Annotated in this window: 20 protein-coding genes and 4 pseudogenes; 13 read left to right on the top strand and 11 right to left on the bottom strand. The window is 69.7% G+C overall.

Features of this window, described 5'->3' with window-relative positions; translation table 11 throughout:
• The first annotated feature begins 474 nt into the window (after positions 1–474).
• From ACZ6MA_RS25465 to ACZ6MA_RS25455, 3 genes and pseudogenes are all read left to right on the top strand, one after another.
• On the top strand, positions 475–954 hold the full coding sequence (locus tag ACZ6MA_RS25465) for a hypothetical protein (protein ID WP_469436254.1): 480 nt from the start codon (positions 475–477) through the stop codon (positions 952–954).
• Positions 878–1,246 carry a hypothetical protein gene (locus tag ACZ6MA_RS25460; RefSeq protein WP_469436253.1) on the top strand — a complete coding sequence of 123 codons (369 nt, stop codon included), beginning with the start codon at positions 878–880 and terminating at the stop codon, positions 1,244–1,246. The genes ACZ6MA_RS25465 and ACZ6MA_RS25460 overlap by 77 nt, the downstream gene beginning before the upstream one ends.
• A gap of 814 nt (positions 1,247–2,060) precedes the next feature.
• Positions 2,061–2,330, top strand: a pseudogene (locus ACZ6MA_RS25455) (macro domain-containing protein); the annotation flags it as partial.
• A gap of 387 nt (positions 2,331–2,717) precedes the next feature.
• Here the strand turns inward: ACZ6MA_RS25455 and ACZ6MA_RS25450 are convergent.
• Positions 2,718–2,921: a hypothetical protein gene (locus tag ACZ6MA_RS25450; protein ID WP_469436252.1), complete on the bottom strand. Its 204-nt coding sequence runs from the start codon at positions 2,919–2,921 to the stop codon at positions 2,718–2,720.
• 200 nt (positions 2,922–3,121) lie between these two features.
• Between ACZ6MA_RS25450 and ACZ6MA_RS25445 the strand changes: the two genes are divergently transcribed.
• A complete protein-coding gene (locus ACZ6MA_RS25445; RefSeq protein WP_469436251.1) occupies positions 3,122–3,868 on the top strand; it encodes a hypothetical protein in 747 nt (248 codons plus the stop codon).
• Between the two features lie 90 nt (positions 3,869–3,958).
• Here ACZ6MA_RS25445 and ACZ6MA_RS25440 read toward each other — a convergent pair.
• The 3 genes and pseudogenes from ACZ6MA_RS25440 to ACZ6MA_RS25430 form a co-directional block, all read right to left on the bottom strand.
• A pseudogene (locus ACZ6MA_RS25440) lies at positions 3,959–4,162 on the bottom strand (IS5/IS1182 family transposase); the annotation flags it as partial.
• A gap of 469 nt (positions 4,163–4,631) precedes the next feature.
• Positions 4,632–5,834, bottom strand: a complete 1,203-nt coding sequence (gene cqsA, locus ACZ6MA_RS25435; RefSeq protein WP_469436250.1) for an alpha-hydroxyketone-type quorum-sensing autoinducer synthase — start codon at positions 5,832–5,834, stop codon at positions 4,632–4,634.
• A 407-nt stretch (positions 5,835–6,241) separates the two neighbouring features.
• Entirely contained in the window at positions 6,242–7,537 is a 1,296-nt protein-coding gene (locus tag ACZ6MA_RS25430) for a PAS domain S-box protein (RefSeq protein ID WP_469436249.1), read from the bottom strand.
• A 335-nt stretch (positions 7,538–7,872) separates the two neighbouring features.
• On the opposite strand from ACZ6MA_RS25430, the gene ACZ6MA_RS25425 reads away from it, so the two are divergent.
• Genes ACZ6MA_RS25425 through ACZ6MA_RS25415 form a run of 3 tightly spaced genes read left to right on the top strand, consistent with a single transcriptional unit; the run spans position 7,873 to position 12,580 of the window.
• Positions 7,873–9,228, top strand: coding sequence for an ATP-grasp domain-containing protein (locus tag ACZ6MA_RS25425; RefSeq protein ID WP_469436248.1), 1,356 nt, complete (start codon positions 7,873–7,875; stop codon positions 9,226–9,228).
• Positions 9,225–11,234 (top strand): PEP/pyruvate-binding domain-containing protein, encoded by a 2,010-nt coding sequence (locus ACZ6MA_RS25420; protein ID WP_469436247.1) that lies wholly within the window; start codon positions 9,225–9,227, stop codon positions 11,232–11,234. Before ACZ6MA_RS25425 ends, ACZ6MA_RS25420 begins: the two co-directional genes overlap by 4 nt.
• Positions 11,231–12,580 (top strand): MFS transporter, encoded by a 1,350-nt coding sequence (locus tag ACZ6MA_RS25415; protein WP_469436246.1) that lies wholly within the window; start codon positions 11,231–11,233, stop codon positions 12,578–12,580. The genes ACZ6MA_RS25420 and ACZ6MA_RS25415 overlap by 4 nt, the downstream gene beginning before the upstream one ends.
• Here ACZ6MA_RS25415 and ACZ6MA_RS25410 read toward each other — a convergent pair.
• Positions 12,468–13,100: an HAD family hydrolase gene (locus ACZ6MA_RS25410; RefSeq protein ID WP_469436245.1), complete on the bottom strand. Its 633-nt coding sequence runs from the start codon at positions 13,098–13,100 to the stop codon at positions 12,468–12,470. The two genes, ACZ6MA_RS25415 and ACZ6MA_RS25410, sit on opposite strands and share 113 nt — an antisense overlap.
• 273 nt (positions 13,101–13,373) lie before the next feature.
• Complete coding sequence (locus tag ACZ6MA_RS25405) at positions 13,374–14,492, bottom strand: FAD-dependent oxidoreductase (protein WP_469436244.1); 1,119 nt, start codon at positions 14,490–14,492, stop codon at positions 13,374–13,376.
• A gap of 53 nt (positions 14,493–14,545) precedes the next feature.
• Here ACZ6MA_RS25405 and ACZ6MA_RS25400 point away from each other — a divergent pair, with 53 nt between their 5' ends.
• Positions 14,546–15,238 (top strand): TetR/AcrR family transcriptional regulator, encoded by a 693-nt coding sequence (locus ACZ6MA_RS25400; RefSeq protein WP_469436243.1) that lies wholly within the window; start codon positions 14,546–14,548, stop codon positions 15,236–15,238.
• Here the strand turns inward: ACZ6MA_RS25400 and ACZ6MA_RS25395 are convergent.
• Together ACZ6MA_RS25395 and ACZ6MA_RS25390 are read right to left on the bottom strand one after the other, a co-directional pair.
• Positions 15,219–16,199: pseudogene (locus ACZ6MA_RS25395) on the bottom strand (MFS transporter); the annotation flags it as partial. The gene ACZ6MA_RS25400 and the pseudogene ACZ6MA_RS25395 overlap by 20 nt on opposite strands.
• A gap of 98 nt (positions 16,200–16,297) precedes the next feature.
• Positions 16,298–17,455: an FAD-dependent monooxygenase gene (locus ACZ6MA_RS25390; protein WP_469436242.1), complete on the bottom strand. Its 1,158-nt coding sequence runs from the start codon at positions 17,453–17,455 to the stop codon at positions 16,298–16,300.
• Positions 17,456–17,527: 72 nt separating this feature from the next.
• Here ACZ6MA_RS25390 and ACZ6MA_RS25385 point away from each other — a divergent pair, with 72 nt between their 5' ends.
• Positions 17,528–18,085 carry a TetR/AcrR family transcriptional regulator gene (locus ACZ6MA_RS25385; protein ID WP_469436241.1) on the top strand — a complete coding sequence of 186 codons (558 nt, stop codon included), beginning with the start codon at positions 17,528–17,530 and terminating at the stop codon, positions 18,083–18,085.
• Positions 18,086–18,229: 144 nt separating this feature from the next.
• On the opposite strand, the gene rph is transcribed toward ACZ6MA_RS25385, so the two are convergent.
• Positions 18,230–20,827, bottom strand: coding sequence for a rifamycin-inactivating phosphotransferase (gene rph / locus ACZ6MA_RS25380; RefSeq protein WP_469436240.1), 2,598 nt, complete (start codon positions 20,825–20,827; stop codon positions 18,230–18,232).
• 426 nt (positions 20,828–21,253) lie between these two features.
• On the opposite strand from rph, the pseudogene ACZ6MA_RS25375 reads away from it, so the two are divergent.
• The 3 genes and pseudogenes from ACZ6MA_RS25375 to ACZ6MA_RS25365 all read left to right on the top strand — a co-directional run.
• Positions 21,254–21,529 (top strand): annotated as a pseudogene (locus tag ACZ6MA_RS25375) (ABC transporter ATP-binding protein); the annotation flags it as partial.
• Between the two features lie 554 nt (positions 21,530–22,083).
• Positions 22,084–22,356 (top strand): hypothetical protein, encoded by a 273-nt coding sequence (locus ACZ6MA_RS25370; protein ID WP_469436239.1) that lies wholly within the window; start codon positions 22,084–22,086, stop codon positions 22,354–22,356.
• A 32-nt stretch (positions 22,357–22,388) separates the two neighbouring features.
• Positions 22,389–22,880: a PLAT/LH2 domain-containing protein gene (locus ACZ6MA_RS25365; protein ID WP_469436238.1), complete on the top strand. Its 492-nt coding sequence runs from the start codon at positions 22,389–22,391 to the stop codon at positions 22,878–22,880.
• A gap of 174 nt (positions 22,881–23,054) precedes the next feature.
• Here the strand turns inward: ACZ6MA_RS25365 and ACZ6MA_RS25360 are convergent, their stop codons facing one another.
• A complete protein-coding gene (locus ACZ6MA_RS25360) occupies positions 23,055–23,639 on the bottom strand; it encodes a DinB family protein (protein WP_469436237.1) in 585 nt (194 codons plus the stop codon).
• Between the two features lie 246 nt (positions 23,640–23,885).
• Complete coding sequence (locus ACZ6MA_RS25355; RefSeq protein WP_469436236.1) at positions 23,886–25,061, bottom strand: cytochrome P450 family protein; 1,176 nt, start codon at positions 25,059–25,061, stop codon at positions 23,886–23,888.
• A gap of 337 nt (positions 25,062–25,398) precedes the next feature.
• Here ACZ6MA_RS25355 and ACZ6MA_RS25350 point away from each other — a divergent pair, with 337 nt between their 5' ends.
• On the top strand, positions 25,399–26,037 hold the full coding sequence (locus tag ACZ6MA_RS25350) for an HAD-IA family hydrolase (RefSeq protein ID WP_469436235.1): 639 nt from the start codon (positions 25,399–25,401) through the stop codon (positions 26,035–26,037).
• Positions 26,038–26,104: the final 67 nt, after the last annotated feature.

Below are 26,104 nucleotides of genomic sequence, written 5' to 3'. Positions count from 1 at the left end.
ATGCGTGCACATCGAGATCAACATCTTTTGCTGGCTTCCCGCAAAGCGCATTGACCGACTTGAGGCACCGTTTACCAAAGGTTTGCAAGTCATGACACGTTCATTACCCGGCGAGGGCGAGCAAAGGCGGAAGGAATCGCTATGAGGCGCCCGGCCAGCCCTCACTGAACCGTGCTGGGCCCTGCCCGGACTACGGGCAGGGGGCATGACCGCCTCCACACTGCGTACCGTCCCGGACGTTCGGCCCTGATGTAACGGCACCGCTGCGCGGACGGGCACCGGACCGTCCGCACAACAGCAATGCGTCGCCTGCAAGCAGGCCGTGCGCCGACCGCGTGGACGGCCTCGCCGCGCGATGGTGCAGTCACCTCCCCGCTTCCGCGAACACGCATCGGTCATACTCCCGTACGCAGGACACCGCCTCGTGGTCGGCAACAGGCATGCGGAGTGGGGGACTTGCAGGTTGACGGTGACGTGGACGACATACCGGTGCCGGAGCGCAGGGGGCGCATCTGGAGTCCCGAGGAATACGGACGGCTCGCCGACGGTGTCGCCGGAGAGCTGAGCCTCGAAGAGCTGGCGGACCGGCACCGGCGCAGCATCACCGCCATGCGCTGGGCGGCCACGCAGCTGGTTCCACCGGACGAGGCAGGCGATGACGAGGCGGCCGTCGCGTGGCTGACCGAACGGCTCGTTTCGGGGGCGTACGACTGGCAGGCGCGGCTCGCGAAGAACCGTCAGCTGCGGGCGGACACCAGGAAGAAGCGGGAGACAGCGGGCCTGCGGGGGAAGCGCGAGCGGCCCTCAGCCTGCGAGCCGAGTGTGATAGCCGGCGTCTGGCAGGAGGTCACCGGACACCGCCTGTCGCCCGAGCGCCGTGCCGAGCTCCTGGCCGGGAAGGCGCTCAGGGGCCCTGAGCGCCTTCCCGGTCGAGGCGCTGCGCCCGGTTGCTGAGCGGCTGTGGCAGGCCGACGGCCGACTCCTGCTGGAGGTCTGGCTACTGGACACCGTCTGCCTGGGCTATGCGACCACTGACCTGTCCTGGGAAGCAGTTGCCGGTGACAGTGCCGGCACGGCGACCGTGCTGCGGGACCTGGTGGCCGCGGCCGTCGACGAGCTGCGTGACACACGAGCCCACTCCGTGCTGTGCCGGCGGCTGGGGTTCGAGGGCCATGAACCGTCCACTCAGCAGGCCATAGGGCAGGAGTTCTCGCAGACGCCGCGGCTCTGGCCTCCAGGGAGCTGACCTGGCCGGACGTACGGGACATCACGCGCGGCATTCCCTTCACTTCCCTCGATCTCGCGGCGCTGGTCCTGCGCAACGACTGGCACTGGGAGCTCGGCCCCTACCGGCTGCGGGCCGACGGGAGGCCGCAGCCGGTCGGCTCCGGGCCGGGTCCCGGTGTTTGCGGTCCTGGAGGCAGAGACGGCAGGGACGAGCAGCGGAGGAGCGAGCAGTGACCGAACGCTGCGTGTGCTCGCGAGCGAGGGCTCCCTCGTCCTCCTTGGACGCGATCCTCGCCAGCCCGCGCAGCGGCTGGAGATCCGGCGGCGCATGGGGTATCTGCCGCAGGAATTCGGCGTCTTCCGCTCGTTAACGGTACGAGTTCCTCTCCTACGCCGCGTGACTGCGCGAGATGCCGGGCAATCACGTCGCAAGCGCCGTCGCGGGTGCGCTCGGCGCAGTGGGGCTCACCAGCCGTGCCGGGGACCGGCTACGGACGCCAACAGCACCTTCTCCGGCCTGCAAGGGGACTACCTCATCACCGGGGACAAGGAGCGGACCGAGACCGCCCTCGACGAGCTCTGCACGTGGATCGACTCCCGCGTACAGCAGCACGCCACACCAACAGAACACCCGCCGCGCCAACCTGGCGCCGCGCCCGTCCGCCTCCCGACCATCCCCGTCTCTCCGCCGCGGATTCCGGCCGGATAGACAGCCGGACATGGCTCAGCTCGTCTCCGATCCCGGCCCTGACGGCAACGAAAGCTCCCGCCAGAGCGGGAGCGTGTCTACGCAATGGCCCGATGGGCAGGGGCTCAGGGTTGGGTGAATGCGCCACATCGTGGGCCCGGTGTTCTCCGGGGAGGAGGACCGCTCGGAGCTGCTGGCCTCCTGCCACCGCGAATCACTACGGATCGCGGACGAACTGGGAGCCCGCACGGTGGCCTTCCCGGCGATCTCCACCGGCAGCTACCGCTGGCCACTGGCCGACGCGGCCCGCATCGCCGTGGACACGGTCCGCACCACGGACACAACCGTCGAAGAGGTCCGCTTCATCCTCTTCGACGAAGCCACCTACACGGCCTTCACCGCACAGGGGAACTGACGCCGAGCGGAACACGGTGCCAAACATTCACCCCTGGCTACTCACGCAGCCGGGGCTACCGCCTGAGTCCGCCAGCCTACTCCGGATTCGGAGTAGGCCCTCGCTGAATGACGTCAAGCCGTCACGGCATGCCCAAGCCACTCACACCGGCATGCCCAGACCACGCAAGAGGGCCAGAGCCCGCGGCGCAATGCCGGCCACTGCGCCACTTGCGATGCCGATCACGGTGTCGACCATTCCGCCAACGATGGGCAGACCCATGAACGCTTCTTGAGGTTGATAACTCCTATTGTGCTCAAGGCACTTCAGCGTCATGGCGGAGCGGCTGCGGGCCCACCCGTACGAGGGACATGCCGCTGTACTCGGCTGGGGCTGGGGGTGGTTGTTTCAGCAGGAGCCGCTGCCGGTGCCGGTGGTGCCGTGTGCGCCGTTGCCGACGCCGCCGGTACCATCCGCGCAGCCGGGGGCGCCGTTGCAGCCGTTGATGCCGGGCCACCCCGTCGGGTGGGTGGGCGTGCTGTCGGCGCCGTTGAGACCGTTGGTGCCGGCCGTGAACGGGGAAGGGTGTGGGGTCCCCAGGGGCGTCCGCACTCACGTCGCACCGTCGATCCGCAATACGAAAGCGTGACGCCGGAGTTCCTCCCAACGACTGACCCCTGCCACGGATTTCCGTATGGAGAGAAAAGCTGTCCGGCGTATTTCCCTACGGACGGGCGGGTACTTCTGAACTTGCCGCGCACGGGCGCGGTATCCGCTTCGGCGAGGCAGCCGAGCTACTTCCAGGGGGTTCCATGAGATTTCGTCGTGCCCTTTTCGCCCTTGCCGGGGCCGCCGTTCTGGCCGCCGGCACGACCACTCTGCTGCCCGCGACCGCCCAGGCCCGGATCATGGCCGTCGCGTGCGACGAGGCATCGCTGATCACCGCCGTGAGCGCGGCCAACGCCGCCGGCGGCGGAACGGTGACCCTCACCCCCGGCTGTACGTACACCCTCACCTCCGCCCACGGTGACGACGGCGTGAACGGCCCCTCCGGACTGCCGATCATCACCACGCCCATCACCTTCGAGGGCAACGCCAACACCATCAACCGCACCGGGGCGACCAACTTCCGCATCGCCCAGGTCGGCACCACAGGCAGCATCACTCTCAAGGCGGTCACCCTCAGCGGCGGTCACGCGGCCACCAACGGCGGCGGCATCCTCAACTTCGGCTCCGTCACCCTCACCGGCAGCGAGCTGTCCAACAACGCCGCCGACGGCACCGGCGGCGCCATCTACAGCACCGGCGGCGCGGCAGCCGCGACGTTCACCAGCAGCAACGTCAAGAACAACACCGCCCACCAGGCCGCCGGCATCGCCAGCGTCAACGGAACCCTCACCCTCACCAGCAGCGTGGTCAGCGGCAACGCCGCCGCCATCAACCCCGGTGGCATCTACTACGTCGCCGGCACCGCGACGCTCAACACCTCCTCGGTGACCGCCAACACCCCCACGAACTGCACCGGCAGCCCCTCTCCCGTCCCTGGGTGCATCGGGTAACAACCACCCGACCCGAGCGCGAGAACCGGACTGGGCCGCCGACCGCCGACGCGGGCGGCTCAGTCGCCGCGCTAAGGGCTGTCCGGCGAGTCACAAGCGGAGCCGGACGGCGGCCACGCTTACGGTGCCGTAAAAAATGTAAGCCCGCTTGTCGAAGCGGGTCGCTACGGCGCGGAAGCCCTTGAGCTGGTCGACCGTTCGCTCGAAGTCGTTCTTTCCGGCATAGCGTGACTTGTCGAAGCTGGTGGGCCGACTGCCTTGGCTGCCACGTCGTAGGCGGTTGGCCTGCCGGTCATGTCCCACACGTCCTCATCGAGCCAGGGGCGGTGGCTCCCCGGGATCATGGCCAGTCCGATCTTCTCGGCGATGTCCACCCCGGCGAACGGCGAGCAGGCGAAGAACTCCGGCGGGATCGTCACCACGCCCGCCTCGGAACGGGCGGGGACGGCACGGCTGTTCAACGGTCCTCCTCGGGCTCGGTGCTCACCTCCGGACAGAGCGGGATCTCCGCGTCGGTGTCCGTGAAGTGGACAGTCGTGACCAAGAGTCATCTGCCTCCCGCCGCACGGCGTAGAGCTGCCCTCCATAGCCGCGGGCGATGAGACACACGCCGTTGTTGTGCGTCGTGATCAACGGCGTGTCGGGGCTGCGCAGGTGTGGGGCAGTGCTTCGTCATGCTGTAGATCACGGGAGACATGGTGCTTGTCGCCCGCCGTGCGGTCGGCGAGCCACTGGCTGCCCCAGACGCAGCGGGCCTGAGGTCTCAGGAGGCGGGTGAGCGGGGAGGGGTGCACAAGGGCCGGACGATCTCGCAAGCGTGGACGATGCGTTCCACATCCTGGTCGGTGAGGTCGCAGTGCAGGGAGAGCCGCAGCGCGGTGCGGTTGTGGGGGGTCGCGGGGGGACAGAAGACGGATCCGAACACGTCGTGGTCTTCCATGATGTCGCGTACCTGGATGACGGTTTCGTCCGGGCCGGTGGGCAGGGAGACGATGTGGGCGCCCGAACCCCGAAGGTCGTACCCGAGGCCGGTGAGCGCTTCTCGTAGGGTGGCGGCGACCTTGTGCAGGCGGGTGCGGCGCCATTCGTCGTCGCGGACGACGTCGAGGGTGGCGGTGATCTGTACGAGGTCGGAAGGCACGAGGGTGGAGGCGAAGACGGCCGGGTAGGAGGTCATCTTGAAGTACTCGACGAAGTCTTCGTCGGGACAGGTGATGTAACCGGCCCGTTTCGCGAACGCCTTCGACAGGCTCATCGTGCGGAAATGCACCCGTTCGGCCAGTCCGGCCTCCGCGACCATGCCCGCTCCCTGCGGGCCGTGGGTGCCCAGCGAGTGCGCCTCGTCGACGACAAGGACGCAGCCCGTCTGCTCGGCCACCTCGCACAACGCGCCCAGCGGCGCGAGGCTGCCGCACACGCTGTACATCGAGTCGACCGCGATCACTCCTGGGCCGTGCTCCTCGATGCGGCGCAGCAGGTGCGCGATGTCGTTGTGCCGGAAGGGCCGCACCGGTGCGCCGGCTGCCTTCGCCCCCGCCCACAGCGACATGTGAGCCAGCATGTCCACGTACACCGGTACCTCAGGCCCGGCCAGGGTTTGCAGCAGCCCCACGTTGGCGTCGTATCCCGACTGGCAGAAGACGCCCGCCCCCGAACCGAGGTAGCGGGCCAGCTCCCGCTCCAGCACGGTCTGCGGGTGCTCCTCGTACAGCAGCACCGCTGAGGCCAGCCGCGCCCCCCGCATCGCGTGAAGCGACTCGGTCACGGCGTCCACCACGCGCTTGTCGCCGGCCAGGCGCAGGTAGTCGTTGCTGTCGACCACGGTGGAGCCCGGACCCGGCAGGCGTCGGCCGCGCAGGATGTGACGGCCACCCCACCGCCCCCGGATCCCGTTCGCGTGGAAAGCCTCCACCCGCTCCTGGACGAAGGGGGGAAGCAAAGCGCTGGCAGCAGAAGTACCGATCATGCTGCGTAATGTAGACCCCGCAGACGGGTCGCAAGGATCTGCTCAACCCGTCCGGGGGATCACCGCATACATGTTCGCGTCTGTCATCAGGGAGCCGCGAAGACAGTCCGACGCGGGTGGTTCAACGGCCGCGACGGGGACACTGCACCGGCATGGCCGCCACCCCGTTCTGACGGACATACCCATACAAGCGGCCGCCTGCACATCTGCCTGCTGGGGCTTCAGCCAGGGAAGGCGACACGTGGGACAAGGCGGACCGCCCGCCCCGCGTCCCCGCCATTGGCACCGGTCCCCGACCGCCGCCCCCCCAGCGCGACATCACAGGTCGCCGTCGGCGCCGCCCTTGGCCGGCCGGACCACCGTACGAAGCACCCACCCTTGGCCGCTCACCCAGCCGGGCTACCCCCTCAGACGGCGCTGAGTGGATGGGCCGCCGTCGCGGAGCGCGGAGGCCAGGCGCACGGGGCCAGGATTCCGAGGACGTAGGCGCGCGCGACGAGGGCCGGGCGGGTCGCCGCCCCCAGGAGATGCCGCAGGCGGCTGAGGTGGTAGTCGACCGTCTGCCGGGACAGCTGCAGCGAAGTGGCGATGTCGCCGTTGCTGCTGCCCTCCGCCAGGAGGGAGAGGATGCGGACCTGCGCGGCGGTGAGCGGCGCATGCGCCTCGTGGGCGAGGCTCTGGTGGGTGACGACGGCCCAGACGTGCCGGGCCCGGGTGGCGGGGTGGCCGATCGTCGTCAGGTGGAGCCGCGCGCGGCGTTGCAGCCCCTGGGCGTCCACGAGCACCGCGGAGGTCTCGACCCTTCGGGTGCGGCGTGCTATCAGGCCGTTCCAGCGCCGGTGCAGTTGGTCGAGGTCGGGTTCCGGGGCGAGCAGGGTGTGCGCGCGGCGGCCGACCAGGTCGTGCGGGCTGAGCCGGAACAGTTCGGCCGCCGCCGCGCTCGCCTCGACCACGCGCCCGTTCGCCGAGAGCAGCGCGCAGGGCAGGCCGCTGTGGTCGCGCAGGGCCTCCAGGTTCTCCTCGGCCTCCTGCCACTGGACCGTGGCGCGCAGGTGGTCCGTGACGTCCACGTAGATTCCGGCGACGCAGGTCTGCGCGTTCTCCCGTACGGGGAAGCGGTGGCCCACCGCCCGGCCCGCGCTGCCGTCCTGGCGCCGGTAGCCGAGGGTGTGCCGTACCGGCGTGCCCCGGCTGAGGATCTCCTGGTCGAGCGTGCGGAACTGGTCGGCCTCGGCGGGCTCGTCGAGGTCCTCTATGTACTTGCCGACGACCTGTTCCGGGACCGTGCCGTAGAGGTGCCCGTAGGCGTGGTTGGCCCACAGGTAGCGCCCGTCCTTGTCGCGTATGAAGGCGGCGGCCGGAGCGAGGTCCACCAGGTCCGCGAAGGCCGCGTGCCCGCGCGGGACCTCGGCGCGGGTGCCGGCCTCCACCGCGAGGCCGCGCGTACGGCCGTGGACCCGGCTCTCGCCCGGGAGCCGGCTGACGTCGAAGGTGCGGCCGTCGAACCGGATCCGTCGGCGGCTCTCCTGCGGCGAGTGCCCCGGGGCGGGGAGTTCGTGGCGCAGCCGGTCGAGGAAGCGCCGCGCCGTGCCCGTGTCGGTGAAGGCGCCGCCTCCCTGGGCCAGCACCTGCCACGTCTCGTCGGCTTCCCACCAGAACACGGGAAGGTGCTCGAGCAGTGCCTTGAGACTGGAATCGTCCACAGCGGTCTCCGTCCGTATACGACTGGCTGACGCTCAGTCACATGACGTTGGATATCCCGCCCTCACTCCGCACATGCCCGCTTCCCGGGCCGGGTACCGCCGCGCCGGAAGCCGCATTGAAGGCGGAGGCACCCCGGGACTCAGGCAAATGCCTGAGTCCCGGGCGTCCACGGAGGCGTCTGGGGCGGCTTTGGCCTGGTCCCCTTGAGTGAGCGGGTGACCACGCCCCGCGACGCGGGACGGAGGGCCCTCGGGCTCACCGTACGTTCCCCCGCATACGGCGATCCGTCGAAACCGATGATGGGAGACGAACTTCAGTGAGCAAGGTGCTGTTAGTGCATGCCAAGGGTGGTCCGCCGCTCGGTCACGTCCTGTCGCGGACGGCCGCGAAGGCGGAAGTGCACCTGCTGGCGCTCAGCGCTCTTCCTCCCGCCGTGGCAGGTTCCGCCCAAAGACTGTGCGCCTCGGTCGTCACGCCTGCCGACGCACACCGCTGCGACCTGGTGTCCCTGATCGTCGCGCGGGCCGAGGCCGTGGGCGCGGACGCGGTGCTCACCTTCTCCGAGTACGCGGTCGTGGCCGTCGCCGAGGCGTGCGAGGCGCTCGGTCTCGCGGGGGCGGGCAGTGCCTCCGCGCTCGCCCGCGACAAGCGGCTGATGCGCCGCACCTGGCAGCGACACGGACTGCCGCAGCCCGAGTTCCGTCCCGTGGACACCGAGGCCGACCTGCGCGCGGCGGCTCGCTCCCTGCCCGGCCCGCTGCTCCTCAAGGCGGCCTGGAGTGCCGGTTCCACCGCGCACCAGATCATCCGCTCCCCGCAGGAGGTGCCGGCCGCCTGGGCCCGCTCCTGTGACGTGATGGCCGAATCGGCCCGGCTGGGCTACGCGGAGCTGCATGTGGCCAAGGCCGACGCGGACTACGTGGTCGAGCAGATCGTCACCGGCACCGCGTCGGACTGGTTCGACGAGCCCGGCTGGGGCGACTACGTCAGCGTCGAGGGCGTCGTGGCGAACGGCACCTTCCACCCGGTGTGCCTCAGCGGGCGGATGCCCACGGTCGAGCCGTTCACCGAACGCGCGAGTATCACCCCCGCCCTGCTGGCCCGGGACGCCCAGGACCGGATCGTGGACCTGGCCCGCCGCGCGGTCGACGCCCTCGGCCTGCGCGACTGCGGGACCCACACCGAGATCAAGCTCGGCGCCGACGGCAGCATGTGGCTGATCGAGACGGCCGCCCGGTTCGGCGGCGCGATGACCGTGCCGCAGATCGAGGAGGTCTTCGGGCTCGACCTCGTCGGCATGCTCGTCGACCACCTGCTCGGACACCCGGTCGCGTGGCCCGAGCAGGTCCTCACCCCGGCGCAGGCGCGCGGCGCGGCGGGCTCCCTCGTGGTCCTCGCGGTCGACGGCCGCGGCCGGGCCTGGCCGGCCCGCAAGGTCTGGGACTTCCGCGCCGTCTCGGCGGACATCACCCTCAGCCGGGGCAGCCGCCTGTCGGTGGTCGGGGAGAGTTCGCTCGCCGACGGCAGTGTGGTGCCCGTGTACGACCCGGCCGCCGGCGCCAACACCATGGCGGCCCTGTGCCTGCTCTCCGCCGCCGACGCGCGGACCGTGCTCCGCGACTTCGAGACCCTGGTGGACGCCCTGCCCCGGGTGCTGCCCGCCGCTCAGCCCGAGGAGGTTTCGGCATGACCGCCCAGCTGCTCACCGGTGCCGCCGGACCGGTCACGGACCGCACGGTCATCGGCGAGAGTCTCTCCCTGCCGCTCTTCCGCACCCTCGCGGGGGTCCTGGCGGGACACCCGTACCTCAAGGTCGTCGTCGACCGTGCCGAGAACACCTGGCACCTGCTCGACACCGCCGCGCACCCCTTCCACGTCAACTACATCGCCACCCGCGTTCTGGGCATGGACCTGACCGCGCTCGACGCGGACCTCGACGCCTTCAACGCCTCCGTCTACATGGACCCCGGGCGTCGCTTCCTGCTCGGTGTGCTGTCCCTGCACACCGAGCAGGACACGGACGGCCGCGAACGCAGGTTCCTCGTCCTGGAGACGACCGAGGCCGACACCATGCACGGCGAACTCCTCACGTTCTTCTACGAGTTCGTACGAGCACGGGTCGACGGCGGGCTGCCGCTGCTCCTCAAGCCCGCCAACCACGGGCAGGAGGAGGAGCTGGCGGCGATCAGCGAACTGCGCGTGCCGCGCATCCTCAGCCACGAGCTGTTCGGTTCCCGGGCCCGCGCCCCGCTCAATCCCGGCGAGGCCACCGGGCGGCTGCGGTTCTTCCGTACCCGCGAGGAGTACGCGGCGGCGGAGGCCGGGCTCGGCTGGGCCGACATCGTGGCCATGCCGTGCCTGCCGGACGACGTCCCCCGGGTCGCCGGATTCCTCAACACCGCGCCGATCACCCCGCTCTCGCACACCAACGTCCTCGCCTCCGGCTGGGGCATACCCAACGCGATCGTGCGCGACCTGGAACAGCTCGTCGAGAAGGACGGCCTGGACGGCGCGTGGGTCCGCTATCGGGTCCGCGAGGACGAGATATCCCTCGAGCGGCTCGACCACGAACCCGACCTGCGGGCTCCGGCCTGGCACCAGCAGCGCATACGCCTCGAACCGCCACTGCTCGAAGACGTTCCCGTGCTGGCCCTGCACCGGCTGCGCAGCGCCGACCGCGACCGCTACGGCACCAAGGCGGCCAACCTCGGCGAGCTGCACCACGTACTCGACAGCCGCACGGCCGACCTGACCGCCTTCTACGGGCGGCCCCGCCCGCCGCGCGAGGACCTCTACGGACATCTCGCGGCCCGCCTCGGCCTGAAGGCGCCCTCCCTTGCGGCATTACGCGCCGCTGCCGCCGCCTTCGTGGCCTCGACGGTCGGCGCCCCCGAAGGCGTCGCGCTGCCCTTCGCGCTGCAGCAGCACTTCCTGGCCTCCTCCCCCGCCCTCCAGCAGGGCATCGGCAAGCTCAAGATGGCACTGGAACTCGACGCCACCGACGTCCTGGACTCGCTCTGCCTGCAGCTCCAGCACCTGATCCGGCACACACCCGTCCCCGAGTCGGTCACCCGGCAGATCAGGCAGGCCTTGCCCTCCCCCGCCGACCCGTGCGGCCGTCTGGTGGTGCGGTCCTCGTCCAACGCCGAGGACCTTCCGGGGTTCTCCGCGGCGGGTGTCTACGACTCCGTCACCACCGCCCACGGAGCCGACGGACTCCTGGACGCCGTACGCCAGGTGTGGGCCTCGCTGCTCTCGCCCCGCAGCGTGCGCCTTCGCCACCAGGTCGGCATCTCCCTGGACGACACCTACATGGGCGTCATCGTCCAGGAGTACGCCCCCGCCTCGCTCGGCGGCGTTCTGGTGACCTGCGACCCGACCCGCAGGGAGGACTTCCGCAACGTCTACCTCAACTGTTCCCCCGGCTCCCCGGAGCAGGTGGTCGAGGGTTCGGTCCTGCCGCAGCAGTATCTGTACAACACCGTGGAGGGCGGCGGCCGTACCGTCGCCCTGGGTTCCTCGGGCGACGGGCTCTCCGCCACCACCCGCGCCCGGCTCGCCGACCTGTGCCTGGCCGGACGGCTCTTGCAGTCCCACTTCAGCGGGTCCGACGTGGACCGGCCATTGGACATCGAGTGGCTGATGACCGACCGGGGCGACTTCCGGCTGGTCCAGGTCCGCCCGTACGCGCTGTGAGGGCGCGCTCCAGCAGGCGGGAGGCGGGCGTCGGCCCGACCGTCACCGCCCGCCGGATCATCCGGCTCAACTACGGCTTCCAGCTGCTGTTCAACCTGCTCTGGTGGATGCCGGTGTTCTACGCCTACCAGAAGGCGGCCGGGCTCTCGGACGGGCAGATCTTCGGCATCCAGAGCATCTACTACGTGGCCTTCTGCCTGTTCGAGATCCCGACGGGCCTGATCGCCGACCGGATCGGCACCCGCAACTGCCTGCTCGCCGGCGCGGTGGTCATGACCGCGGCGAATCTGGCTCCGGTGGTCAGCGCCTCCTACACCGGCTTCCTCGTCCACTTCCTGGCCATCGCCGCGGGCCGTTCACTCACCTCGGGAGCGGCCAGCGCCTACCTGTACGACGGTCTGCGCGCCGAGAAGTGCGACGAGCACTACCTGCGGGCGGAGGGCACCGCTCGGGCGCTGGGGCTCGTCGCGAAGGTCGTGTGCTGGCCGCTGGTCGGGCCCCTGATGGCCGTGGCGCATCCGGCCCCGTACGTGCTCAGCGCCACCAGCGCGGCGGGCTCCCTCGCCTGCGCCGTCGCGCTGCCCCGCCTTGCTGGGGCGGGCGGCGGTACGGGGAAGACGGACGGCGGGCACGGAGGCGGTGCGTTCCTGCGGGACGCGGGCGCCGCGCTGCGCTGTGTCGCCTCCTCGCGCTGGCTGACCCTGGTGATGGTGCAGGGCGTGGCGGTCTTCACGCTCTCCCGGATCTGCCAGGTCAACCTCTTCCAGCCGATCCTACTGGATCACGGCATCGCGGAAGCCTCGCACGGCAGTGTGATGGCGGCGATGACGGTGGCGGAGGCGGTGGCATCGGCCCGTCCGCAGTGGCTGAGCCGCCGTCTGCCACCGGTCGCCTGGGTCTCGCTCCTCAGCCTCGCGCTGGCGGGCAGCCTGGCGGCCATGACATTCGGTGGGCCGTGGGCCGTCGTCGCGCTGCTGTGCCTGTTCGCCGCCGCGACCGGCTTCGCGTACCCCGTTCAACGCAAGCTGGTGAACGACGCGGTGCCCGCGCACGCCCCGCGCGCCACGCTGCTCTCGGTCGAGAGCATCGTGGACCGCGCGGTGTGCGCACTGGCCGCGATCGCCGCGGGCGCCTATCTCGCCGCCGGGCGCCTGGACGCCTTGCTGTGGCACAGCGCGCTCGCCACGGCGGTACTGCTCGGGGCCTTCCAACTGCTTTTGCGCAGCGGGGTGGTCAAGCGGGAGAGCCTCGACCGAGGAGTTCGACCAGCCGGACCGGGAGAAACGCGGGCCGGTGCGGCCGACCGACCTGGTACGGCACGAAACCGAGCGAGGAAGCCGCTCTGACCTCCTCGGTCGTCTCCGCCTGATAGACTACTCGGCAGTGGCCCGAGCCGGCCTTCGCCCGCTGCCAGAGGGCGGGGGCCGGTTTGCGTTCCGCCTCGGTGCGCGGGGTGAGGACGCGGTCGCCGAAGTCCTTCCAGGCGAAGGGCGCGGGCCCCCGCCAGGTGGCGTCGACCTCCTGCCGCAGCCTGGCGGCGCGCTCGGCGTCGGTCGTGCCCCAGGAGGGCGGCACATTGGTGATCAGACCGACGGGAATGCGGCGCAGGCGCAGGGCACGCAGATAAGCGGCCGCGCCGGGTTGATAGCCGGTGCTGCCGTCCTCGGCGCTGTGCACGAGGGTCTCGCCCAGGTCGAAGTACACGATGGGGCAGGCCCGTTCACGCGCGCCGTCAGTCGTTCTCGTGACTGCGCTGGCGTCTTCGGGCGGCGCCGCGCCCACTGTGGCGCTGAGCACGGCCCCCACCAGAGCCGCTCTCAGCGCGCGGCTTGCCAGCAAGGAGCCCTTGGAGGCGGATCTGTTCATACGTCGTCACCCTTTCGTCGTGCTCAACCGGCTCACCACGCCCTACCCGTGCGCACCGCGTGTCACCCGAGTATCGCGGGGCCATCCTCGAAAATCACCGCACCGGCGGCCCCGGGAGTCCGCGGTGGCCAACGCGTCCTCTTCCCCGTCGGCCCAGGGCGAACCGACGGCCGAGGCAGGGGTGTTGTCCCGTCAGGGATGGGCCTACCGGATACGGGCACTCCCTCGGCATCGCACCCGTCCGCGTACGACCGCATCAGTGGCTGAGCCAAGTCAGGATGGTTGGACTTGGTCGAAGAGGGCGAGGGCTTCGGTGGGGTCCGGGCTCACGAGGCGTTCCAGACCGGCCGTCGTGATCTTCGCCCACCTGCCGGCCCGTGCCCACATCTGTTCCTCGAAGGCACGGACGGCCGCGTCCAGATCTTCAGGACCGGCGGCGATGGACTCGGCGAGTTCGGCGCCTTCCAGCATCGCGAGGTTCGCGCCCGCCCCCAATGGCGGCATCAGATGGGCGGCGTCGCCCAGTAGCGTCACCCCGGGGACGTGGGTCCAGGTGTGGGACTCGGGCAGGACGTAGAGGGGGCGGTGAACGAATGCGGTGGTGTGGCGAAGGAGGTCGAGGACGGGAGCGGCCCAGCCGTCGAACAGGCCCAGCAGGCTCGATCGCACGGCCTCGACGTCGGCCAGGTCCACGTTCGCGTGCCAGTCCAGCGGTGCGCGGAACTGGGCGTATACCTTGACGTGGCCGCCGCTGTTGCGCTGGGCGACGACAGCCCGGTTCACGCCGTACACGGCCATGGAACCGTCGCCGATCAACCGGGCGAGGTCGGGGTGGCGGGTGTCGACGTCGTCGAGGGCGGTCTCGACCGAGGTGACGCCCGTGTAGTGCGGTGTCACCGACGAGACCGCCGGGCGGGTTCGGGACCAGGCTCCGTCCGCGCCGACCACGAGGTCGAACGCCTCCTGTCGCCCGTCCGCGCAATGGACCAGTACGCCGTCCCGGGTCCCCGGCACCACCCGCGTCACGTCCCGGCCCCACTGGACGTCGAGAGGGCCGAGCAGCAGGTCGCGGAGTTGCCCGCGGTCGATCTCGGGGTTGGCCCGGTCATCCGGACGGGCTGGCCAGTCGCGCAGCACGGTCCCGTCCGTGTCCAGGATGCGCATGGCCTGCCCCTCGGGACGGGACAGCGCCTGGAACTCCGCCAGCAGCCCCGCTTTGTCCAGCGCGAGTTGGCCCAGCCCTTCCTGCAGATCCAGCGTGCCGCCCGGGGGTCGGGCGTCGGGGGCGGGGTCGCGTTCGAGGACGGTGACGGGGTAGCCGTGGCGGTGCAGGACACGGGCGCAAGTAAGGCCGCCGGGGCCACTTCCGACCACAGCGATACGATGTCTCATGCCGATACACTGTATTTCTCCAGTGTGCTGCATAGCAACAGAACGGTGTGACCATGTCTGTGTGGGACCGGCCGGAGCCACAGAATCGCCCCGTGCCGCTCGACCGGGAGCGGATCGTCGCCGCCGCCATCGCGCTGGCCGACGAAGGCGGGCTGGAGGCGGTGTCGTTGCGCAAGGTCGCCGCCCGGCTGAACGCCGGCCCGATGCGGCTGTACGGATACATCTCCACCAAGCAAGAGCTGTTCGACCTCATGATGGACGAGGTCCAGGCCGAGATCCTCCCCGGGGAGCAGCCCGGTGACTGGCGGGAGGCGCTGCGGGCCCTCGCCCACCGCACCAGGCAGGCGGCTCTCCGTCATGAATGGCTGGCCGACCTGCTCGGCGGCCGCCCGGCCCTGGGCCCGAACGGCCTCGCCGTGACCGAGGCAACGCTGGCCGCTCTCGACGGCCTCGCCGACATCGACACCGTCATGCGTGCCGCGGAGACTGTCAGCGCCTACTCCACCGGCGCGATCAGGCGTGAGATCGCGAACCTGCGGGCCGAGCGCGCGACGGGCCTGTCCAAGCGCGACTGGCAGCGCGCCTCCGGCCCGCATGTGATGAGAATGCTGGGCACGGGCCGCTTCCCGGCGCTGAGCAAAGCCGTGCACGACGGCACGGACGTGGACGCCGAGACGTCCTTCGCGACCGGCCTGGACTGGGTCCTCGACGCCGTGGCCGCCAAACTCACCCGGCCGTCGGCGTGACGTCCGGTGCCCCCTCCTCGGCGTGAGCCTTGGATGCCGGATGTTCCGGACCGTCGGCCGGGGCAGCGGCACGCAACGCCGCTTCGACCCGGCGGTTGCCGGTCATGGACGCCGTGACGGCCGTCATCGCCAGGAGGAGGCCGGCGGCGGCGTAGAGCGGGGTACGGATGTCGTAGGCGGTGGCCAGCCAGCCGCCGAGGAAGGCCCCGAAGGGGGCGGCGCACATGGCCAGCATGCGGGAGGTGGAGGCGGCCCGGCCCATGAGGTGGGGCGGGACGATCGCCTGCCGGAGGGAGGGCCCGAGCACCATCGTGGCGCCCATGCCGGCCCCGCAGACGGCGAGCGCCAGCCCGGCCACGTACGGGTTCGGGGCGGCGGCAAGACCCAGGATGGCCAGCCCTTCGACGGCGGCCGTACAGGTCAGTGCGGTGCCGGTACCGAGTCGTCGGCCCGGGCAGGAAGCGGTGCCCGCACCGAGCAGACCGCCGGTGGCCTCCGCTGTGAGGAGCAGGCCGAAGCCGTAGGTATCGATGCCGAGACGGTCGTGCGCGAAGAGGGCGAGTACGGTCTCCACAGCGAGGAAGGCGATGTTCCCGACCGCCGGGCGGAGCGCGAGCCCGAGCAGCAACCGGTCCCGGAAGACGTACGAGGCCCCGGCCCGCGCCTGCCGGAGCAGCGACTCGCGGATCTCCGGCACGGGCCGGGGCACGGCGGGGAGCGACCGTACGAGCAGTGCGGAGAGCATGAACGACACGGCGTCGGCGAGCAGCGGAACCGCCCGCCCGAGCGCGAGCAGTGCACTGCCCGCCGGCGGCCCCGCGAAGCCGGACATGGCGGTCTGCGCTCCGCGCAAGCGGGAGTTGGCTCGCTCCAGGAGTGCGGGGTCACGGCCGAGCAGATCCGGCAGATAGGCCGTGGCGGCCGTGTCGAAGAAGAGTCCACCGAGGCCGAGCAGAAATTCTTGACCATTGGGCAAGGGAATTTCGCGGCGGCGGTGAGCGCGTCGATCCGCCGTTCGGTCTTCTGTCCACCGGTGGACACCCCGCACCCCGCATCGGTTCAGTTCAACTGCGGTGGAACCCAGGCGTGGTGTCGAAGAATCATGCGTGTCGCGGTACGGGAGGGCGTCAGCCGCATCGCCGTGTTGCGCAGGGTGACGGCCAGCGGGTGGGAGAGCCGCTGGCCCATCCGCCCGGCCTGCCGGGCGGCCCGCGCGACCGCCTGGCTGCGCGGCCGGCGCTCGGCGTCGTAGCGGACGAGCGCGGTTTCCACGCTGGGTTCGGTGGCGAGCGCGGCGGCCAGGGTGACCGCGTCCTCCAGCGCCTGGCAGGCGCCTTGCCCCAGGTGGGGGGTCATCGCGTGTGCCGCGTCGCCGAGCAGCGCGATCCGGCCGACGGTGTACGAGGGGAGCGGCGTGCGGATTTCGTTGATGTCGTGGTGCAGCACGGCAGCGGGCCGGGTCGCGTCGAACAGGGCGGGGATCGGGTCGTGCCAGTCGCGGAACCGTCGACGCAGTTCGGCCAGCGGGTCGGCGAACCGCGTCCCGGCGGGCAGGTTGAGGACGGCGTGCCACTCGGCCCGTCCGTCACGGAAGACGATGTGCCCGAACTCGGCGCCGTGCCCCCACGTCAACTCGAAGTCGGTGCGCAGTTCGACCGCCTGCTCGGTGATGGCGCGCAGCACCGTCGAGCCGCTGTAGACGGGGCCCGGGTGAGCTGGGAAGAGAAGGCTGCGTACCTTGCTGCCGATGCCGTCGGCCGCCACCACCAGATCGGCGTCCAGGATGGTGTCACCGCAGCCGACTTGAACGGTCCCGGGGCCGGTCTGCCGGATCTCGCCGGCCTCGGAGCCGATCAGCAGCGCCTCGGCGGGCAGGGCCTCACGAAGCAGCCGGTGCAAGGCGGAGCGCGGAATGCCCATGATCGGCGTGCCTACCGCCTTTTCCAGCACCGCGCCGTCCATCCGGGTCAGCCATCCACCCTCCGGGGTGCGGGTGCCGCCTCTGTACTGGCCTCGCGAGGCATCCCGTACCGCCTCGCCGACGCCGAGTTCGTCCAGTGCCCGTAGGCCGTTGGCGGCCAGTGAGATGCCGGCTCCCGCGTCCTCGAGCAGGGACGCGCGCTCGACGACCGTCACGTCCCATCCGATGCGGTGCAGGCCGATCGCGGCAGCCAGCCCGCCGATGCCCCCGCCCACCACCACTGCCATGCTGCCCATACCGAAGCCCCCGTTCTTCTACATCCGTAGAAGAACACCTTAACCGAGACTCTACAGGTGTAGAAAGGAGCCATGACTTCCGATCGGCGCACCCTCCTCGCGGACGCGGCTCTCGACGTACTGGCCGACGAAGGGATCCGCGGCCTGACCCACCGGGCGGTCGACCACAAAGCGGCTCTGCCGCCCGGGACCACGTCGGCGTACTTCCGCACCCGGGCCGCGCTGCTCACCGCACTCGTCACGCGGCTTGTCCGACTCGACCAGGAGGAACTGCAAACGACGTCCGAGCGACTCCCGCCCATCCGCACCGCCGAGGAACTGGTGGACGCCATGGCGCTGCTCGTCCGGGAGCGACTCACCGGCGAGGGCCGCCGCCGCTCGCTCGCCCGTTACGCCTGCGCCGTCGAGAGCGTGCGCGACCCCGAACTGCGCGAGATCCTCGTCCCCCGCGAGAACGCCGGCCGCGAGGCCGTCCGGCTGTTCCTCGCCAGTCAGGGCGTGACGGACGTCGAGAACCGCACGCACACCTTGCTGACCTGCGTCGACGGACTGGTCTTCGACCGGCTGGTGAGCGGCGGCGAAGTACCGCGCGAGCCTCTCGAAGGCATTGTCGCCGCCGCCCTGCGTTAGGAATCGAGCGCCCACAGTCCCGGCCGAACAGCGTGCCCTCGGCCGGGGGCTTTGGCAGCGTGGGCCCGCGTACCGGGGCCTTGAGGTGTCATGGGTGACGCCCCAAGCCCCCTTGTTCCGCGCCCATTAAAGGGCCGCCGTCGGTCAGGACAGGATCTCGACGTACCCGTCGGTTCCGTGCACGCGGATCCGCTGGCCGTCCCGGATCAGGCGGGTGGCCTGCTCCACCCCCACGACGGCCGGCAATCCGTACTCCCGCGCGATCACCGAGCCATGGGTCATCAGGCCGCCGACCTCCGTCACCAGACCGGTGATGCCGACGAACAGGGGCGACCAGCTGGGGTCCGTGAACTTCGTGACCAGGATGTCGCCCGCCTCCAGGTCGGCGTCCGCCATGTCGAGGACGACCCGGGCCCGCCCTTCGACAGTACCCGCGGAAACCGGCAGACCGATCAGGGCACCGGCCGGCACGTCGTCTCGCCGGTACGCCCCGGTGATGGCCTCGCCGTCCGAGGTGAGTACCCGCGGCGGGGTGAGCGCGTGGTACGAGCGGAAGGCTTTCTTGCGGTGCCGGATGAGCCGCTCGTCCAGTTGATGGGAGCGTACGACGTCGTGGAACTCCTGGAACGTGAGGTAGAAGACGTCCTCCTTCTCGGCGAGTACGCCGGCCCGCACGAGGCGCTCTGCCTCTGCCAGCAGCGCCTGCTTGTAGAGGAAGGTGCGGCAGACGATGCCGTACTTCGGGTACTCCCGGTATCCGATGAAGGTCCTGACGCGGTCGATCATCCGCTTGGTCTCGTCGGCCTTCTCTTCCCCGCCCGGCAGGACCCGCAGGCGTGCCAGCACGTCCTGCTCCTTCTTCCACGCCTCCTGTCGTCCCTGTTCGAAGCGTCGCCCGGCGGCCCCGGGGGTGAAGTTCCTGACGTTGTCGAGGAGTACGGGCACGAGCGTGGTGGGGCGCTCGCGCCACCGCGGCCGCGTGATGTCGATCTCGCCGACGCAGCGCATGCCGTACCGGTCGAGGTAGGACTCGATGGCATCGCGCGCCTCGGCTCCGCCCGGGAGTCCGGCCAGCTCGTCCAGGAAGTCTTCGTCCTCGACGCCCTGGAGGAATGCCACCACCTCCGGCCGCGAGCGGATCACGTCTGCGACGTCGAGCAGAGCCAGTCCCATTTCCGACGTGACGTTGCCGGGGGCCGAGAGCGTGAGCGTGTCGGCCGCGTTCTTCTCGCCGAGCCACTCCCGCAGCTTGTCATTGAGCCACCACGTGGCCTCCATCCCGGCCATGATCGCCTGCATGCTGAGCGGATCACCGAGGACTCGCTTGTGTTCCTGGAATGCCTTCAGCAGGAAGTCGAACAGCTCCGGTCCGGTCTTGGTGCGGATGTCACGCTCCAGGGCGGCGATGGACATCTGGCTGCGCTCGATCAGCTCGGTGACGATGGCCGGATCGGTCTCGATCGGGGCAGGCGCGGCGCCGGCCATCGGCCCGCCGGGAACCGCGTCCGGGAGGGAGGGCAGGAAGTCGTCCCGGTCGAGGAGGGTCTCCAGCGCGTCCCTGGTCAGCGGATCGGACCTGCCCGCGAGGTCCAGGAGGTGGGTGCGGCTCGCGGGCGCGGCCAAGGCGCGGGTGGCGTCGACGAAGAGCCTGCCGCCGGCCGTGTGCATCGGTGCCATGGCCGTCAGCTGCCACATGGACAACCCCAGGGGCTTCATGGGGTCGGTCATCATCTGCTGATGGCCTACGGAGACGTAGACGTGACGGTCCTGGTCATCGGCCTCGGGGATGGGGAAGAGCGTCGTGATCGGCCGGCTCTGGACGATCTGGAACTCGCCGTCCACCAGGCACCACTCGATGTCCTGCGGACGGCCGAAGTGCGCTTCGATCAGGCGCCCGAGTTCCACGAGCCGTACGACCTGCGCACGCGTCAGAGTCGGCTGCTCCTGTCGCTCTGCGTCGATCGCCACCTCCTGCGTACCGCCGGCCGGCAGGGCGTGGACGGCGAGCTGCTTGGCGGCGATCGTCTCGGTGACGACTTCGCCGTCTCGCACCGTGAAGACATCCGGGTTCACCAGGCCGGAAACCAGGGCCTCGCCGAGGCCGAAGCCAGCGTCCACGGTGGCGGTCCTCCGGTTGCCCGTCACGGGGTCGGCGGTGAACATGACGCCCGCCGCCTGTGGGAAGACCATCTTCTGTACGACCACGGCCATGTGGACCGTACGGTCATCGATGCCGTTGCGCCGGCGGTAGGCCACGGCCCGCTCGGTGAACAGCGAGGCCCAGCACCGGCTGATGTGTTCCAGGATCGCCGTCGGCCCGGTGACGTTCAAGTACGTGTCCTGCTGGCCGGCGAAGGAGGCCGTCGGTGAATCCTCCGCCGTCGCGCTGGACCGGACGGCGTAGGCGGCTTCCTCGCCGGTCCGGGTGAGCGCGCCTGTGATCTCGGCCGCGAGATCATCCGGGATGGCGGCCTCTTCGATGGTCCGACGGATCTTCGCACTGAGCGAGCGGATCGCGTCACGGTCCTCCGGGTCCGTGCGCGACAGCTCATCGAGCTGCCCGCCGATCGACGGCGTTTCCGTCACGATCCGCCGGAAGGCTTCGGTCCGCACACAGAAGCCGGCCGGCACGCGGATGCCGTCGATCCGGGACAGCACGCCCAGGTTCGCCCCTTTGCCGCCGACGGCCGCGACATGAGTCTCGTCGATCTCTCGGAGATCCCATACGTACTGCTCGATCACTGCGATCCCTTCGTGGCGGCGGCTTTGCTCCACTGCTCTGCAGCGGCGGGCGGCAGACATATGTCCGTACCCGAGCCTGCGCCGTTTCCGCAGGTGGTGGGCTTGATGCGATGATTTTGCGCCTTGACCCCGGCCTTGCCGCAAGCCCCCCAGTGCGCTATAAATTAGGAGAGGCAAGGAGATATCTCCTTGCTTTTTTCTTTTGCCGCGTGCTGCGACCGACGCCCTCAGGGCTGTCGGGCATGGTTTTCCGGGGCGGGGCTCCGGAGGGAGCCCGGCGACGCGCGTTCTCGATGCCGAGCCGCACTACGCTTGGCTGTTGTCGGGCGTCATCGATGTGCTGCCGGAGCTGGTCGCCGGCTTCCCGGCCGGGGCGATCGTGCCGGCCGGCGTGCAATCGAGGCCAAGTCGGTCACCCACCGGTACGTCCGCGACGAGCCGACGACGAACCTGGATCCCCGCGCTGAGTACCGCGTCTTCCAGCGGCTGCGGAACCTCGCCCGGGACCGGTCGGTGCTGCGGGTGACCGATCGCATCACCAACGCCGCCGTCGCCGACCGCATCGTGGTCCTCGACGAAGGCAGGATCGTCCAGGAAGACACCTACGCGCAGCTCGCCCGATAGCCGGGCGCGTTCGAGCGGTTGCTGTCGTACCAGATCACATCCGAGGCGGACGGCGAGAAGCGCGAGATCCCCGCGTGAGCGGCCCATTCACGCCACCGCCGAGGCGTACCCGGCCCGGCATCCGCACGAACGGGAAACTCGCCGACGGGCCGACGGGCCGACGGGCCGACGGGCCGACGGGCCGACGGGCCGACGGGCCGACGGGCCGACGGGCCGACGGGCCGACGGGCCATGGTGAAACTCCGTCGTGGGCCTTCGCCTTCCATGCCTGCGCGGCCTGGAAGGGCTCCCGCCAGTAAGCCTCTCTTGCGCGTCTCGGACCACGCGTCAACGGCGTGTTGGGGTGCAGTTTCATGCGGCCGGAAGCAGGCGCGCTCTTTCAAGCTTCCGTGCAGAAGGGCCCCGACGTTCATCGGGCCGGTGACGGGGGGATTCCTCTTCCCGAGATAATCACCGGGCGAGCTTTCGATGGGTTCCACCTGGCGACTTCGAATGATTATTCTCCACCCGCACCGGTAGGCGTCCCCCTTTTCGGATTCCCATTCGCATCCGGTAGCGGACCAGAATCGCATCGAGTGGATCCTCTGCGAAAACAGCCCGGCTCTTCCACCAGAGAAAAGAGACGAACCCAGATGATCAACATGACGGTGGCCATGTTCAAGAAGTCCGGTGCACTCGCTGCTGCGACGGGGTTGCTCGCCGTCAGTCTCGCCGGGATGTCGGCCGGTACTGCCGCTGCCGCCTCCTGCAAGACTGCCGCACCCGTCCAGACGACCGGGAACATCCTCAACGACACTGTCGTCCAGGCGAACGGTGCCGTCAGTGCTGTCACTGAAGTCGTCACCTGCTCCGCCGGTACCGCCAACGGGGCGCTCAACGGCCCCGACACGCCCGCCGACAGCTGACCGTGCCGCGCACGCCGCCCGGAGGGAAACGCATGTTCCGCCGCACTCTCGCCTGTCTGGCATCGGTAACCGCCCTTGCCCTCACCGCCGGCGCACCCACGGCCCACGCCGAGACCGTCCGGTACACGGTCACCATCAGGACCGCGGACGTCTACCTGGGTGGGACGGACAGCACCGTCAAGGGGAAGCTGTTCAACAAGCGGAATGGCAAGTGGACCGAATTCGACAACCCCGGGAACGACTTCGAGCGAAACGATACCGGCACCTACACGATCACCCTCCCCAGCACCTTCGGCACACCCACCCACTTCCAGCTGTGGAAGGCAGGAAGCGATGACTGGGCTGTTGCCACGCCCATCATCATCAAGGGTCCGAACGGCTTCAGCAAAGCCGCATACATGGAGGGAAATTACACCTGGTTCACCGGCGAAGACGAGCACAACAGGTGCTCGGTCGACAGTGCGAACCATGTCATGAATTGCAACCACTACTCTCCGGAAATGGAGCTGTTCAACTACCAGTGACCAACTTCTGTCGGGTCCGGCGGGCGACAAGCGTGTCCGAACTGCCGCCCGCCGTGGTCATGGCCGCCGCACCTGTGAGCGTGTCTGAACGATGGCTTCGCGTTTGCCGGCGGGGCGCAGTGCATCCGCTGTGAGGCTCCGTTGAGGCCCCGGTGCCGCAGGGCTCTCCGGTGGCTACACCTTGATTGGTGCGGCCGACCTGGCGGCCCGCTCGATCTTCGCGCGGTAGGCCGCACGGGCTTCCTCGTCTATCTGCTTCTCGTGTTCGGCGCGCAACCCGGTCCGGCCGTCGAGGCCCTCGCGCAGGATGTCGGCGTGCCCGGCATGCCGGATGGATTCGCCGAGGACATGGACCATGATGGCGAACAGGTTCGTGTTGGGTGAAGGCGCCGGCCACCACGGCACGTGGCCGGGGGCGTCGAGGGGAAGTTCGTCGATCGTCGCGTCCGAGTGCTCCCACGTGCGCCGGTAGAACGCGATGATCTGATCGCGGGTCTCGTTCTCGGCCGCCCACTGATCGCTGCCGTCGGAGTCCTGCCACCGGCACAGCGGTTCCGGGGAAGGGCGGTCGAAGACCTCGCCGAAATACCTGGCCTCGACGGTGGCCACGTGTTTGACCAGGCCGAGGAGGTTGGTCCCGGTCGCCGTCAACGGTCGGCGGGCGTCGTATTCGGACAAGCCGTCGAGTTTCCAGAGCAGCGCCGCGCGGTCCCGCCGCAGTCTCCCGTGCAGATGGTCTTTCGCGAATTCATCGATCATGCGGCACGAGCCTGCCATGGGCTGCTCGTGGTCTCAAGATCCCGGGGCGAACAGCGGACGCCGTCGCCGGCCTCTGGCGGCCGCGCTGCCGGATCGTCGAGTGACTCCTTGATCAGGGCGCGGAGCGTCCGACAAGCCCCAACCAGCGGCCTCCGTCCACCAGATGGCCCTCGGCCGCCGAGCCGACCGTTGGTGGCGCCGCGAGTCAGCCGGTCGTGCCTGTGCCCGTGCCCGTGTGCCCGTGCCCTACAGAACGACCGGCAGAGCCTTGAGGCCGCGCATCAGCCGAGTCTGCCGCCATTCCAGATCTTCGCCGGGTACGGCGAGCCGGATCGTGGGAAAGCGGGTCAGGAGCGCGCGCAGTGCGATCTCGCCCTCGGCCCGGGCGAGCGGGGCGCCGATACAGCGGTGGATGCCGTGTCCGAAGGCGAGATGTGACGTGGCTTTCCGGGCGAGGTCGAGCTGATTCGGGTCGGCGAATGTGGTGGGATCCCGGTTGGCTGCTCCTGGTGCGATGAGAACCGGCACCCCGGCAGGGATCCGCGTCCCGCCGATGGTGAGGGCTTCCGTGCTGTAGCGGAACGTAGCGATGCCGACGGGAGAGTCGAAACGGAGCAGCTCATCGAGCGCCCCCTCAAGGAGTTCGGGCTGTTCCCGCAGTTTTGTGAGGGAATCGGGGTGCTGCATCAGCGCGAGGGAGGCGTTGCCGATGAAGTTGGTCGTCGTCTCGTGCCCGGCGACGAGCAGGAGCACCGCGAGGGAAATCACCTCGGCCTCGGTGAGTTGGCCTTCGTCGCAGCGGACAACGAGGTCGTGCAGGAGGCACTCGTCCTCAGTATTCCGCTGCGACGCCACGAGTTCGGCCATGTAGCCGGCCAGGGAGTGGGAAGCCTCGTCGATCCGGCCGGGCTGTCCGGCGGCGAACAGGTCGCTCGACCACCGGGCGACCATGCTCCGGTCGTTCTCAGGCACGCCGAGGAGTTCGCAGATCACCGTGACGGGCAGTGGCACGGCGAGGCTCTCCACCAGGTCGACCTGTCCGCCTGGCTCCCAGGCGGACAGCAGGCCCTCGACCACGCCGGTGATGTAAGGGCGCAGGCGAGCCACGGGCCCTGGGGTGAACGCGGGCCCCACGGCCCTCCGCAGTCGCGTGTGCTGCGGAGGGTCCGTGGCCAGCATGGTCTGCGAGACCGCCGGGTGCAGATTACGACGCGAATCCTGGCCGGCGAAGAAGCGCGTGGTGTCCTTCGACAGCCGAGGATCGGCAAATGCCTCCCGCGCCTCGGCATAGCCGGTGACGACGTAGCTGTAGCGCCCGGAGGAACCAGTCGGGACCTTGTGGACTGGGGAAGCGCTTCGTAGCCATGCGTACGTCGGGTAGGGGTCCTTGTGGAACAGCGGGTCCTGCAGCGGGTTGGTCATGCTTCCAAGGCTGCGGCAGCGACCGGCGGCTCGGCGTCAGCGACGCGCGGGTTCTCGCTGTGCGCGTAAGCAGCGGCGGTTCGCGACCATCGTCCGCCGCGCCACGATGTCCAGGCGGGTAAGCGTGTGTTCTGATCCTTGGTGTGGCCTCGATCCGTCTCTCGCGTCACGAGTTGTGTCGGCGCTGTTGACGCGGCCGAATCGTGTGAGTGGCTCGCGACAGGGCTGTCACAAGGTTCAAGATTGTTTGACCTTGCCCCAAGGAAAGGACAACAGTGTCTCTGTAGATCACCGGAGTGTGCTCGCCGGCCAGGCGGGACGTAGAGGGGGAGTTCGCGTGACCGCGACCTGCGTCATTCTCGATATCGGCGGCGTACTGGAGATCACGCCGGACACGGGGTGGGTGCAACGGTGGGAAGAGCGGCTGGAGCTGCCGCTGGGCAGTGTGCATGAGCGGATGCGCGACGTGTGGCGAGCCGGGAGCGTCGGGAGCATCAGTGAACGAGAGGTTCACGAGCAGGTGGCAGCACGCTTGGGGCTCGACGCGTCCCAGACTGATGCCTTCATGGCTGATCTCTGGGTGGAATACCTGGGGACGCCGAACGAGGAACTCATCGCTTATGTACGAGGGCTGCGAGGAAGCTGCCGGCTGGGCATCCTGAGCAACAGCTTCGTCGGGGCCCGGGAGCGGGAGACTGCGCTGTACCACTTCGACGAACTGGTCGAGCAAATCGTGTACTCGCACGAGATCGGTATCGAGAAGCCGGATCTGCGTGCCTTCGAAGCTGCTTGCACCAGTTTGGAGGTGCGGCCGGAGAGCTGTCTCTTCGTGGATGATGCCGCAGCCAACGTTGAGGCCGCCCAGGCGGCGGGCATGCAGGCGCATCTGTTCGAGGACAACACCGGGGCGATCGCGCGCATCGCAGCTCATCTAAAGGCCGGGCCCTTGACTCCAGCACGCGTCCTGCTCGGATGACACGGGTCTGGCCGGTGGCTCCCGGCCAGACCGAGATGGCCGCCTCTTGAACTATCCGACACTGCAC

This window comes from Streptomyces sp. NPDC042259 (genome assembly GCF_055582085.1).
Note: the sequence above shows the minus strand (reverse complement) of the source record. Positions and strands in the feature narration are given on the sequence as shown.

What these genes read in the sequence shown, in the direction of transcription:
- ACZ6MA_RS25365 (WP_469436238.1), top strand. Translation starts at nt 22,389, where the DNA reads ATGTTCCGCCGCACTCTCGCCTGTCTGGCATCGGTAACCGCCCTTGCC.
- ACZ6MA_RS25355 (WP_469436236.1), bottom strand. Translation starts at nt 25,061, where the DNA reads ATGACCAACCCGCTGCAGGACCCGCTGTTCCACAAGGACCCCTACCCG.
- cqsA (WP_469436250.1), bottom strand. Translation starts at nt 5,834, where the DNA reads ATGATCGGTACTTCTGCTGCCAGCGCTTTGCTTCCCCCCTTCGTCCAG.
- ACZ6MA_RS25420 (WP_469436247.1), top strand. Translation starts at nt 9,225, where the DNA reads ATGACCGCCCAGCTGCTCACCGGTGCCGCCGGACCGGTCACGGACCGC.
- ACZ6MA_RS25360 (WP_469436237.1), bottom strand. Translation starts at nt 23,639, where the DNA reads ATGATCGATGAATTCGCGAAAGACCATCTGCACGGGAGACTGCGGCGG.
- ACZ6MA_RS25410 (WP_469436245.1), bottom strand. Translation starts at nt 13,100, where the DNA reads ATGAACAGATCCGCCTCCAAGGGCTCCTTGCTGGCAAGCCGCGCGCTG.
- ACZ6MA_RS25390 (WP_469436242.1), bottom strand. Translation starts at nt 17,455, where the DNA reads ATGGGCAGCATGGCAGTGGTGGTGGGCGGGGGCATCGGCGGGCTGGCT.
- ACZ6MA_RS25400 (WP_469436243.1), top strand. Translation starts at nt 14,546, where the DNA reads ATGTCTGTGTGGGACCGGCCGGAGCCACAGAATCGCCCCGTGCCGCTC.
- ACZ6MA_RS25445 (WP_469436251.1), top strand. Translation starts at nt 3,122, where the DNA reads ATGAGATTTCGTCGTGCCCTTTTCGCCCTTGCCGGGGCCGCCGTTCTG.
- ACZ6MA_RS25385 (WP_469436241.1), top strand. Translation starts at nt 17,528, where the DNA reads ATGACTTCCGATCGGCGCACCCTCCTCGCGGACGCGGCTCTCGACGTA.
- ACZ6MA_RS25370 (WP_469436239.1), top strand. Translation starts at nt 22,084, where the DNA reads ATGATCAACATGACGGTGGCCATGTTCAAGAAGTCCGGTGCACTCGCT.
- ACZ6MA_RS25405 (WP_469436244.1), bottom strand. Translation starts at nt 14,492, where the DNA reads ATGAGACATCGTATCGCTGTGGTCGGAAGTGGCCCCGGCGGCCTTACT.